The organism is Gillisella vitis (assembly GCF_021559775.1).
GTDB lineage: Bacteria > Pseudomonadota > Alphaproteobacteria > Rhizobiales > Rhizobiaceae > Allorhizobium > Allorhizobium ampelinum.
The window spans coordinates 1981998-1993440 of the sequence record NZ_CP056047.1 but is presented as its reverse complement, the minus strand read 5'-3'; the positions used below and the strand labels follow the sequence as shown (position 1 = coordinate 1993440).

General features: G+C 59.4%; 9 protein-coding genes. 4 read left to right on the top strand and 5 right to left on the bottom strand.

The features are described 5' to 3' along the window. Window positions 1-8: 8 nt before the first annotated feature. The gene (locus AVCG78_RS09445) at window positions 9-743 is read left to right on the top strand and encodes a sulfite exporter TauE/SafE family protein (protein ID WP_071206552.1); all 735 of its coding nucleotides are present in this window, start codon (window positions 9-11) and stop codon (window positions 741-743) included. Between the two features lie 53 nt (window positions 744-796). Here the strand turns inward: AVCG78_RS09445 and panB are convergent, their stop codons facing one another. Genes panB through pncA form a run of 3 tightly spaced genes read right to left on the bottom strand, consistent with a single transcriptional unit; the run spans window position 797 to window position 3158 of the window. After that, on the bottom strand, window positions 797-1621 hold the full coding sequence (gene panB / locus AVCG78_RS09440) for a 3-methyl-2-oxobutanoate hydroxymethyltransferase (protein WP_071206554.1): 825 nt from the start codon (window positions 1619-1621) through the stop codon (window positions 797-799). Beyond that, entirely contained in the window at window positions 1618-2487 is an 870-nt protein-coding gene (gene panC / locus AVCG78_RS09435; protein ID WP_071206557.1) for a pantoate--beta-alanine ligase, read from the bottom strand. Before panC ends, panB begins: the two co-directional genes overlap by 4 nt. A gap of 44 nt (window positions 2488-2531) precedes the next feature. Beyond that, window positions 2532-3158, bottom strand: coding sequence for a bifunctional nicotinamidase/pyrazinamidase (gene pncA, locus AVCG78_RS09430; protein ID WP_071206560.1), 627 nt, complete (start codon window positions 3156-3158; stop codon window positions 2532-2534). 202 nt (window positions 3159-3360) lie between these two features. Between pncA and AVCG78_RS09425 the strand changes: the two genes are divergently transcribed. Further along, window positions 3361-5694, top strand: a complete 2334-nt coding sequence (locus tag AVCG78_RS09425) for a glucose/quinate/shikimate family membrane-bound PQQ-dependent dehydrogenase (protein ID WP_071206563.1) — start codon at window positions 3361-3363, stop codon at window positions 5692-5694. Window positions 5695-6110: 416 nt separating this feature from the next. Next, on the top strand, window positions 6111-6392 hold the full coding sequence (locus AVCG78_RS09420) for a DUF6074 family protein (RefSeq protein WP_041696784.1): 282 nt from the start codon (window positions 6111-6113) through the stop codon (window positions 6390-6392). Between the two features lie 174 nt (window positions 6393-6566). On the opposite strand, the gene AVCG78_RS09415 is transcribed toward AVCG78_RS09420, so the two are convergent. Both AVCG78_RS09415 and AVCG78_RS09410 read right to left on the bottom strand, forming a co-directional pair. Beyond that, window positions 6567-7319, bottom strand: a complete 753-nt coding sequence (locus AVCG78_RS09415; protein WP_071206565.1) for an alpha/beta fold hydrolase — start codon at window positions 7317-7319, stop codon at window positions 6567-6569. 3 nt (window positions 7320-7322) lie between these two features. Then, a complete protein-coding gene (locus AVCG78_RS09410) occupies window positions 7323-9863 on the bottom strand; it encodes an ATP-dependent helicase (RefSeq protein WP_071206566.1) in 2541 nt (846 codons plus the stop codon). Between the two features lie 311 nt (window positions 9864-10174). Between AVCG78_RS09410 and pstS the strand changes: the two genes are divergently transcribed. Further along, window positions 10175-11224: a phosphate ABC transporter substrate-binding protein PstS gene (gene pstS / locus AVCG78_RS09405; protein WP_071206570.1), complete on the top strand. Its 1050-nt coding sequence runs from the start codon at window positions 10175-10177 to the stop codon at window positions 11222-11224. Window positions 11225-11443: the final 219 nt, after the last annotated feature.

The window sequence follows — 11443 nt, the reverse complement described above, 5'->3', positions numbered from 1 at the left end:
TAAACACGATGTTGATGAGTGTTATAGGCGTTCCCTTCGGCGCGCTTCTGGGAACAGCCGGAGGCTTCCTGGGAACCGGAGGCGGGACATTTGCAATCCCGCTTCTGGTTTTGTTTGCGGCCTATGACCAGAAGCTGGCCCAAGGGACAGCTTTGGTCATGGTTGTCACCAATGTTCTCTATGCCCTGGTGAAATACCGCAACAAGGGCAGCTTCGATCTCAAGACGGCCCTTGTGCTGGCCGTCAGTGGCAGCGTCACGTCGGCGATCAGCTCTCTCTGGGCCTTATCGCTGTCGAGCGAGACATTGAAGCTCTGGTATGGCGTGTTTTTGATGTTGCTTGCGGCGTTTGTCGCCATCACGAGAAACATAAAATTCGTCTCACATGGCCTTGATTACCGGTGGGCTTTTCTACCGGGGGCGATTGGCGGCATATCGCTCGGCCTGTTCGGGGTGGGGGGCGCCATGCTGGCCGTTCCCTTGTTGGTGATGTTCTACGGACATTCCCAGGTTCGCGCGCAAGGCCTGGGGTTGGCGCTGGCACTGCCGGGATGCAGCATCAGCCTGATGCAATACGGCTATTATGGCCATGTCGATTGGACCCTCGGCCTTATGCTGGCTATCGGCGGGCTTTTAGGCGTGCCAGCAGGCGTTCATTTGGCCCACAAGGTTGATGAACGCACTCTGGTTCTGTCGTTTTGCATATTGCTGATTGCCGCGGGGCTGCTTGTCATCATCAAATAGCCGTAGCGCCTCGCGCCGGATGAAGGCGGGAGGCGCTACCGTCTCTTTAGTGGTTACGATTTACGCGGCTGGAATGTATGCTCCGGCCCGGGAAATTGCCGTGCCTTGACCTCGGTCGCATAGTCTTCAACGGCCTTTGAAATCACCCCGGCCAGCTCGGCATAATGCTTGACGAAGCGCGGTTTGAAATCGTTGAACAGGCCCAGCATGTCGTCTGAGACCAGGATCTGGCCATCGCAGGCAGGCGAGGCGCCGATGCCGATGGTGGGGATGGCAAGGGTCTGGGTTATGTCCCGCGCCAAAGGCTCCACGGTGCCTTCGATGACCAGCGCAAAAGCGCCTGCCTTGGCTATGGCGGTGGCGTCGGCCCGGATCTTGTCGGCTTCCGCTTCATCATGGCCTTTGGAGCGGTAGCCGCCTGATGTGTTGACCTGCTGTGGCATCAGCCCGACATGGCCCAGCACGGGAATGCCGCGTTCCACCAGAAAGGCGACGGTCTCGGCCATTTCCGTGCCGCCTTCCAGCTTGATGCCATCGCAGCCGGTTTCCTTCATAATCCGTGCCGCATTGCGGAAGGCCTGTTCTTTTGATTCCTGATAGGAACCGAACGGCATATCGACGATGACGCAGGCGTGATTGACTCCACGTAACACGGCTTGCCCATGGGCAATCATCATCTCCAGGGTGACGCCGACCGTGGTGTCCAGCCCGTACAGCACCATGCCAAGGCTGTCGCCGACCAGCAGCAGATCGCAATGCGCATCCATCAGCCGCGCCATCGGCGTGGTATAGGCGGTGAGGGAGACAATCGGGCGCTGATGCTTCAGCGCGGCAATGGTGGTGGGCGTCAGGCGTTTCTGGCGGGGCGGGGCGCTCACTCGGCGGCTTCCTTCTTGCTTTTGATGGTGATGACCCGGTTATCCAGCAGCTTGGTCGTGCCGATCTCTACGTAAAGCAGCACCAGAAACGGCTGGTCCAGATGGGGCAGGGTAGCCAGCGTATCGGGGTGACGCACGGCGACCACGTCGGGCTTTGCCAACGGCTCCCGGGCAATGAAGGCGGCAAGGGCTGCTTCCATCTCCGCCGTATCGCGCATACCGGCGTGGTAGAGTCGTTCCGCTTCCTCCAGCGCCTTTGGCACGATGATGGCGGCGGTGCGCTGTTCCTCGGTCAGGTAGACGTTGCGCGATGAGCAGGCCAGCCCATCGGCCTCGCGCACGGTTGCCACCGGCACGACACGCACCGGCATGGCGAGATCGTCCACCATGCGGCGGATGATCGCCACCTGCTGATAATCCTTCTCGCCAAAATAGGCGGCATCCGGCTGGACGATGTTGAACAGCTTGGTGACGACGGTTGCCACCCCAGCAAAATGGCCGGGCCTGGCCTTGCCCTCCAGCTCGCCGCCCAGCCCCGGCAGATCAACAACGGTCTCCATCGGACGCGGATACATGTCGGCCACGCCAGGCGCGAACAGGAAATCGACGCCTGCCGCCTCCAGCATCTCACTGTCGCGCTCAAGATCGCGGGGATATTTCTCCAGATCCTCGCCCTTGCCAAATTGCAGCGGGTTGACGAAGATCGACACAACGGTCACGGCATTTTCGGCCTTGGCCTGTTCGACCAGCGTCAGGTGCCCCTTATGCAGATAACCCATGGTCGGCACGAAACCGATGGATTTTCCAGCCTTGCGGCAGGCATCGAGCCTGTGGCGCAGGGCTGCAATCGTGTTGATGGTCTCCATGGCGGCCCTCCCGAACCCATTCTTTTTGCAGCGGCTGATGTTTTTTAGACGAGGACATCCGCGCTGGTGATCAACCGTGCGCCATGGGCCTGCATATCGGCAATCGCTGCCTCCACCGTTTGCGGATCAATGCCCCGGCTGCCATCGATAATCAAGCGCACGGTCACGCCCGGCAGCATGTCCAGCGCATCCAGCACGGAAAACTTGACGCAGTAATCGGTGGCAAGGCCCATGACATCCAGTTCGGTGACGCCCTTGTCGATCAGCCAGGTGCTAAGGCCGGTCAGGGCCGTTTGATCGTTGTCGCGGAAGGCCGAATAGCTGTCCACCAAGGGGTTCAGGCCTTTTTTCTGGACATGATCGATCCGGGAGAGGTCGAGGCCGGGGTGAAACGCGGCATCCACGGTCCCCTGCACACAATGGTCCGGCCACATCATCTGCGGCTTGCCGGAAAGCTCGCCCAGTTCAAAAACCTTGGCACCGGGATGCTGGGAGGCGAAGCTGCTGTGATTGGCTGGATGCCAGTCCTGCGAGGCGACGATCAGGTCATAGGACCCGCTGGCCATCAGGGCATTGGCGATGGGAACGATCTGATCGCCCTCTGCCACCGGCAGATTGCCGCCCGGGCAAAAGCCGTTTTGGATATCGATGAGAAGCAGCGCCTTGGTCATGATCCCTCCTGCTGATTTTGCGCCAGACCATGGCAAGGCCGATCGATGCGCGCAAGGGTATGGGTAAGAGTATTTGGTCTCAAAATTTGATTTGCCGGTAAGATCGGTAGGAACCTAACGGTCGCTCCCGCGTTTGCAGTTCACCTATGCGTAAATTTTTGACGCACCCCCGCTTATTTTCAACATGCATCGGATTTGTCCCATGATCCTCATCGTTACAGCGGTCGTCTTCGCCGTCATCGGGCTCGCGCTCGGCGGCGGGGGCGGCTATCTCCTGTCGCTCGGCGGTAGCCCGTTTTACCTCATCGCCGGTCTCGCCTTCATCCTCGTGGCCCTTCTTCTGGTGATGCGCAAGGCGTCGGCGCTGTGGATCTACGGGCTGTTCATTCTCGGCTGCCTGGGCTGGGCGATCTGGGAGGTCGGCTTTGACTGGTGGCAGCTTGGAACGCGCGGCGGGCTGGTCATCGTACTTGGCTTCGTGCTGCTTCTGCCTGCCATCCGCCGCAGGCTGGGACCGCTGCATCGCCGCGAAGGCGGTATTGCCGCCAGCGCCTGGCCAGTGGCCCTGCCGGTGCTGGTCGCGCTTGTTGTCGCGGGCTATTCGATGACGCAGGACCCCTATGACAAGCCCGGCACGTTGCCGATGGATGTGGCCAGCGCCACACCGTCCTATGGCGGCGACATGGCCGATGGCGAATGGCATCAATATGGCCGCACGCCCTACGGTCAGCGCTATTCGCCGCTCAGCCAGATCACCACCGACAATGTCAAGACGCTGAAGACTGCCTGGACTTACCAGACCGGCGATGTGAAGCAGCCCGGCGATGTAGGCGAAACAACCTATCAGGTAACGCCGCTGAAAGTGGGCGATACGCTTTATCTCTGCACCCCGCACAATTGGGCTATCGCTGTGGACGCGGCGACCGGCAAGCAGAAATGGAAATATGATCCCAATGTCGGACTGAACCCGGACCGCCAGCACCAGACCTGCCGTGGTGTCACCTATTATGCCGATCCTGCCGCCACATCAGGTGCGCCCTGCGCCACTCGCGTCTATCTGCCGACCTCGGATGCACGACTGATCGCGCTCGATGCCGCCAATGGCAAGATCTGCGAAAGCTTTGCCGACAAGGGCGTGCTGCATCTGGAACAGGGCATGCCCTACAATCCGGCTGGCTATTATTATTCCACCTCGCCGCCGGTGATTGCCGCTGGCAAGATCATCATTGGTGGGGCGGTCAACGACAATTATTCCACCAAAGAGCAATCCGGCGTGATCCGCGCCTTCGACGTCCAGACCGGCGCGCTGGTGTGGAACTGGGACAGCGGCAATCCGGGCCAGACCCAACCGCTTCCGCAAGGCCAGACATACACCGCCAATTCGCCAAACAGCTGGTCGGTATTCTCGGTCGATGAACAGTTGGGCCTTGTTTATATCCCGCTCGGCAATCAGGTGCCGGACCAGTTGGGCATGAACCGCAGCGCCAATGTGGAAAAATATTCTTCCTCGGTCGTGGCGCTCGATCTCAACACCGGTGCCGATCGCTGGGTGCAGCAATTCGTCCATCACGATCTCTGGGACATGGATGTTCCCGCCCAGCCCGTGCTGCTCGATATCAACAGCGGTGGCACCACTGTTCCGGCGCTGGTTGCCTCCACCAAGCAGGGCGATGTCTATGTGCTGGACCGGCGCACTGGCCAGCCGATCATTCCGATCAAGGAGCTTCCGGCCCCCGGCGGCACCATCCCGGAAGACCATGCCTCGCCAACCCAGCCGATTTCGGCCTTAAGCTTCCGCCCACCGAAGCTGGAAGAGCGCAATATGTGGGGCGTAACGCTGCTTGATCAGTTGGCCTGCCGCATCAAGTTCCATCAGTTGCGCTATGACGGCCAATATACCCCGCCATCGTTGCAGGGCTCGATCATCTATCCCGGCAATTTCGGCACGTTTAACTGGGGTTCGGTGGCTGTCGATCCGGAAAAACAGGTGATGTTCGGCATGCCGACCTATCTGGCCTTCACCTCACAGCTTGTGCCGCGTGATCAGGTTCCGGCCAAGGGGCAGGACGAAAAAGGCTCGGAACAGGGGCTGAACCGCAATGATGGCGCGCCCTATGCCGTGAAAATGGGGCCGTTCCTGTCGCCCATCGGCATTCCCTGCCAGGCACCGCCATGGGGTACAGTTGCCGCTGTTGATCTGAAGACCGGCAAGATCGCCTATCAGCATCGCAATGGCACCGTGCATGATATGACGCCGCTGCCGCTGCCCTTCAAGGTTGGCGTACCCGGCATCGGCGGGCCGATGATTACCAAGGGCGGCGTCGCTTTCCTCGGTGCTGCCGTCGATAATTATCTGCGCGCCTATGACCTCGCCACCGGCAAGGTTCTTTGGGAAGGCCGGCTTCCGGCTGGCGGCCAGGCGACGCCGATGAGCTATGAGCTGAATGGCAAGCAATATGTTGTGATGGTCGCGGGCGGTCATGGTTCTGTTGGTACCAAGCCGGGGGATTATGTGATCGCCTATACGCTGCCGTAAGTCATGGAAGTTACAACATAATCCCTTGAGTTCAAATGAGTTCAGGGGGGCTTATTGAGTGCCAGGCTTCGCCCCCCTCATCCGCCTGCCGGCACCTTCTCCCCCCAATCCTCAGAAAAAGAAGGGGGAGAAGAGGGCAGGAGCCGCAACGCTTGTTGCCTCCTCTCCCCAGCGGGGGTCCGAAGGACGGGCAGAGACCCGTGGCTCTGCCCCGGTCAGTCCGCTGAGCGAAGCGGAAGCGGGGTGAGGGGCGGTACGCACTGACCATTACCAGATACGAGGAAAGCGGACCCCTTCCGGTTTTGACCGGGAAGGGTCTTCTTTTGAAACAATTGATTCAAATGTCCTTCCGCTACGGCAACCAAACCTTAACCATGAAGCCGTAAAACGAATCATCAGTATAAAGGATGGTTCGTATGCCCAACACTGCCGCCAAGCTTGAGCCCGTCGCCTCGACGCTGGCCTTCTTCCCGCTGGCCAGCCGCCGTGACATGGTGCGCGGTGCCGCCGTGACACTGGACCGCCTGCAAGGCAACGACGCCACCATCTACTGGCGCGCCACCTGCCGCCAGCTCGGTGCCGAACTCCTCGACCTCGGCTGCCCCGAAGACGTCATGCGCGGCGAGATCATGAATTTCCAGGACGCCGTGCAAATGGAACTGATGTGGCTGCATCGGAATGAAGAAGCGCTGGGCTAAGCTTACACTGATGGCGGGATTTTAAGTTGATGCCTGCCATGGGTTGATAGAGATTACGTCCAGTCCAAAAATTCTAACTGTTGGTTCAAGAAAAATCGACATCACGGGTCGTAAGCTCGATCAGTCCAAAGGCAATGAAAAGCCAATCAGATGCTTTGCCGCACACTGGATCGCTTAGCTTGTCTTCAAAAAGAAATCGCGCAAGGCGGCAACGAAGGCTGCGTGATTGTCGAGCATCATATTATGGCCAGCCTCTGGAATTGTAACGACCGGCAGGCTGGCGGCGCGGATTTGGTCCTGGCAATGCGGATTGGGTGTTTTGGCGCCGACGATAATCAGCCGTGGCATGGTCAGCCCAAGCAGCCGCTCGCAAAGATCGTCCGGCATGTTCTTTCCAAGCGAATGCTCGCTGCGATACATGGCAACCGGGTCGGCGTTCCGCATCGTTGCTGGCCATACATCGCCAACGGAGGTCAAAACAATGGCGAAGCCCTGTTCGATAAAGGCGCGTTCGGTATAAGCCTCGACACGGAGCCGGGGAGTGGGCTTCAGGCTTGGCTCGCATAGAACCAGAGAACCGATAAGATCCGGCCTTAACGACGCGAGCGCAACGGCAATCGAGCCGCCCATGCTGTGGGCGACGACGTCAACGTTCGACAAGCCAAGGTCATCGAGCAACCGTGCCAGACTTTGTGCCTGACGATCAATGGTATAGTCGTAATCTTGGGGCCGGTCGCTGATGCCGAAGCCGAGCAGATCGATGAGCAGGCTTCTTTGGCCGACGAGCAACGGATCTGCTGCGATTGCCGTGAAATAGGCGAGCGAGGAGCTTCCAAGGCCATGGATGAAGAGCCGCACCGGCTCTCGTCCTGCCAGTTCGACATAGCCGATCCGCGCACCGGTATCCGTAACAGCAGCATGCTTCATGGCTCAAGCCCGCTCCACAAACCCGTCCAGCACCCGCTTTTGCCCCGCCCGATCAAAATCGATCGTCAGCTTGTTTCCCTCAACGACAGACACATTGCCGTTGCCGAATTTGATATGAAAAACCCGGTCGCCGACGGAGAACTTTGACGGTTCATTGCTGGTGGATTTGGCGACCAACTGGCCGTCGATGGTTTGGCCGCGGGGGCCGCTTTCGCCGTAGCCGATGCGTTCCACCGCGTGGCCGGAGCGGCTGCCCCAGTTTTCGCGGGTGGCGTCGGTTTTGTTGGCCTGGGCGCGCTTCCAGCCGGGGGTGGAGTAGGAATTGGTGAAAGGCTCCTGCTTGTCGAAGCGGGATTGGCCATAGCCGCCGCGTCCATAGCCGCCATAGCTGGTTTCCACTTCCGCCACTTCCACATGGGCGGGCGGCAGTTCATCCAGGAAGCGCGACGGCATGGTCGATTGCCACAGGCCATGGATGCGCCGGTTGGAAACGAACCACAGGTGGCAGCGGCGCTTGGCCCGCGTCAGGCCGACATAGGCCAGCCGCCGTTCTTCCTCCAGCGCGGCGCGTCCGCCTTCGTCCAGCGCGCGCTGATGCGGAAACAGGCCTTCTTCCCAGCCGGGCAGGAACACCGTTTCGAATTCCAGCCCCTTGGCGGAATGCAGCGTCATGATCGATACGGCGTCGAGATTTTCGTTAGTCTCGGCATCCATCACCAGCGAGACATGCTCCATGAAGCTGCGCATGCTCTCGAAGGCTTCCATCGAGCGGATCAGTTCCTTCAGGTTTTCCAGCCGCCCCGGCGCTTCTGCCGATTTGTCGTTCTGCCACATGGCCGTATAGCCGCTCTCATCAAGGATCTGCTCGGCCAGTTCGGTATGCGGCGTGTTTTCCAGCAGATCCTGCCAGCGGCGGAAATCCGTCACCACGTCAAACAGCGCCTTGCGCGCCTTCGGCTTCAGCTCATCGGTCTCGATGATGTCAGACGCCGCCGCCAGCATCGGAATATCTCGTTTGCGGGCATAGTCATGCAGGGTGCGCACCGTGGTGTCGCCCAGACCGCGCTTTGGCGTGTTGACGATCCGCTCAAAGGCCAGGTCGTCAGCGGGCTGGCAGACCATACGGAAATAGGCCATGGCATCGCGGATTTCCAACCGCTCGTAAAAGCGCGGACCGCCGATGACCCGATAGTTCAGCCCAAGCGTCACAAACCGGTCTTCAAACTCGCGCATCTGGAAGGAGGCGCGCACCAGAATGGCCATGTCGTTGAGCTTATGCTGGTTGCGTTGCAGCTGCTCGATTTCCTCGCCAACCGCACGGGCTTCCTCTTCCGAATCCCAGGCGGCATGCACCACGACTTTTTCGTCGTTCGGATCGACCCGGTCGGTAAACAGCGTCTTACCCAGACGCCCCTCGTTATGGGCAATCAGAAAACCGGCAGCGCCGAGAATATGCTCCGTCGAGCGGTAATTCCGCTCCAGCTTGATGACTTTTGCGCCCGGAAAATCCTTCTCGAAGCGCAGGATGTTGTCCACTTCGGCGCCACGCCAGCCATAGATCGACTGGTCATCATCGCCGACGCAGCAAATATTCACTGTGCCGTTTGTGACCTTGCCGTCAGCGGCTTTGGTGCTTGGCCGCTGGGCCAACAGCCGCAACCACATATATTGCGCCGTGTTGGTGTCCTGATACTCATCCACCAGAATATAGCGGAAGCGCTGGTGATAGTCCTTCAGCACATCCGGATTGGCGCGGAACATGCGGATCGGGTGCAGCAGAAGATCGCCGAAATCGCAGGCATTCAGGCTTTTCAGCCGGGCCTGGTAGGCGGCGTAAAGCTCGCGGCCCTTGCCATTGCCAAAGGCACGGGCGTCGCCCTCGGGGATCTGCGCCGGGTCGAGGCCCTTGTTTTTCCAGCCGTCGATCATTCCCGCAAACATCTTGGCGGGCCAGCGCTTGTCGTCCAACCCTTCGGCCTGGATGATCTGCTTGATTAGCCGCACCACGTCATCTGTATCGAGAATGGTGAAATCCGAGGTCAGGCCGACCAGTTCGGCATGGCGGCGCAAAAGCTTGACGCCGATGGAGTGGAACGTGCCGAGCCACGGCATGCCCTCGACAGCACCGCCAACCAGAACGCCGACGCGCTCCTTCATCTCGCGGGCCGCCTTGTTGGTGAAGGTGACGGAGAGGATCTGGCTGGGGAAAGCGCGGCCGGTGGCCAGAATATGGGCGATACGGGTGGTCAACACCCGCGTCTTGCCGGTGCCGGCACCCGCCAGTACCAGAACCGGACCATCCAGGGTTTCGACCGCTTCGCGCTGTTCCGGGTTGAGGCCTGCGAGGTAATCCGGATTGCGGTTCTGGTCGCGCGCGGCCATGGCACGCGCCGCGATGCCCAATCCGCCCCCAGCTTTGGTGCTTGCCGCAGGGCTGCTCTCCTGTTGGGGCGCAGGCGCATCCGTGGCTTTCGCTCCTTTTGCGGAGGTCCGGGGTGCAGGCTCTTCGTCAAAGAAGGGAATATCGTCAAAACCGTTGCTCATGCCCTTCAATGTAGTGATTCTACCTCGAAAGGCCAGTGAAAACGTTCTTGTTTCATTCCAATCCCGGCAGCGGGTCGGTGAATTGAGAAAAAAACAGGCGGGAAGAGGGGAAGGGAAACCTGATTGCAAATGGAAGGAAAATCACGCCAACTTTACGCTTATGGGCCTGAAAATCACAGCCGCGTGATGCCGCTCGCTGGCCGGAATTTTGTCACGAAAGCTTCATGGAAGCGACTTAGGCCAATGCCAGTGTCGCTCGAAAAGCCGCTGGGGCTTTGAGAGATTGCTCGACGAACACGGGGATTATTCCGATGACTTTCATGAAAAAGATCGCCACGGGTGCGGCGCTTGCCGCCTTTTCGGTCGCCTTTACCGGTGCGGCTTTTGCCGCCGACATTTCCGGTGCCGGTTCCAGCTTCATCTACCCTGTGTTTTCCAAATGGGGTGAAGCCTACAAGGCCAAGACCGGCATCAGCCTGAATTACCAGTCCATCGGTTCGGGCGGCGGCATCAAGCAGGTTGAAGCCAAGACCGTGACCTTCGGCGCCACCGACAAGCCGCTGAGCGACGAAGAACTCACCAAGAACGGCCTGACCCAGTTTCCGATGGTGATGGGCGGCATCGTGCCGATGTACAATATCGAAGGCGTCAAGCCGGGCGAACTTGTTCTGGATGGAAAGGCGCTCGAAGGCATCTATATGGGCACGATCACCAAGTGGAACGACCCGGCGATTGCAGCCCTCAACAAGGGCGTTAAGCTGCCCGACCAGGCCATCGTTGTCGTACACCGCGCCGACGGTTCCGGCACGACCTTTAACTTCACCGACTACCTCAGCAAGGTTTCCGCCGATTGGAAGAGCAAGATCGGCTCCGACACCGCTGTCGAATGGCCAGTCGGCATCGGCGCCAAGGGTTCTGAAGGTGTTGCCAACACGGTCAAGCAGACCGCTGGCGCCATCGGCTATAATGAATATGCCTATGTGATCCAGAATAAGCTCGGCTATGCCAAGATGAAGAATGACGCGGGCAAGGTGGTTGAGCCTTCGCTGGACAGCTTTGCAGCTGCTGCCGCCAATGCCGATTGGGCCGGTGCAAAGAATTTCAACGTCGTCATCACCAATCAGCCCGGCGAAAAGAGCTGGCCGATTGCCGCCTCCACCTGGGTGCTGATCCATAAGGACCCTGCCGACAAGGACGCGACCGAAGCCGCCCTGAAGTTCTTCGCCTGGGCCTACAAGGATGGCACCGGCGAAGCCAAGGCGCTGGAATATGTGGCTATTCCGAAGCCGGTGGTGAAGCTGATCGAAAACTCCTGGGACAGCATCCAGAAGGACGGCAAGCCGGTCTTCAAGGCGATGTAATTGGGGCCATCTAAGGTCGGGCATTCCGAAATTTTGAGAGAAAACAGCGGACGGTTCCACCGCCCGCTCAGTCTTTTGCCCAACTTCGATCTCGGCATTTCGTCACCCTCGGGCCTGTCCCGAGGGTCTGCCGTGGATGAATAAGTCATTGACGTTGTTGGATTAAATTAACGTGCTTAGATGCTCGGCACAAGGCCGAGCATGACGTCGAGGATAAAT

Excerpts from the sequence above, each read along its gene's own strand:
- AVCG78_RS09420 (WP_041696784.1), top strand. The coding sequence starts at position 6,111 with ATGCCCAACACTGCCGCCAAGCTTGAGCCCGTCGCCTCGACGCTGGCC.
- AVCG78_RS09445 (WP_071206552.1), top strand. The coding sequence starts at position 9 with ATGTTGATGAGTGTTATAGGCGTTCCCTTCGGCGCGCTTCTGGGAACA.
- panC (WP_071206557.1), bottom strand. The coding sequence starts at position 2,487 with ATGGAGACCATCAACACGATTGCAGCCCTGCGCCACAGGCTCGATGCC.
- AVCG78_RS09410 (WP_071206566.1), bottom strand. The coding sequence starts at position 9,863 with ATGAGCAACGGTTTTGACGATATTCCCTTCTTTGACGAAGAGCCTGCA.
- pncA (WP_071206560.1), bottom strand. The coding sequence starts at position 3,158 with ATGACCAAGGCGCTGCTTCTCATCGATATCCAAAACGGCTTTTGCCCG.
- AVCG78_RS09415 (WP_071206565.1), bottom strand. The coding sequence starts at position 7,319 with ATGAAGCATGCTGCTGTTACGGATACCGGTGCGCGGATCGGCTATGTC.
- AVCG78_RS09425 (WP_071206563.1), top strand. The coding sequence starts at position 3,361 with ATGATCCTCATCGTTACAGCGGTCGTCTTCGCCGTCATCGGGCTCGCG.
- pstS (WP_071206570.1), top strand. The coding sequence starts at position 10,175 with ATGACTTTCATGAAAAAGATCGCCACGGGTGCGGCGCTTGCCGCCTTT.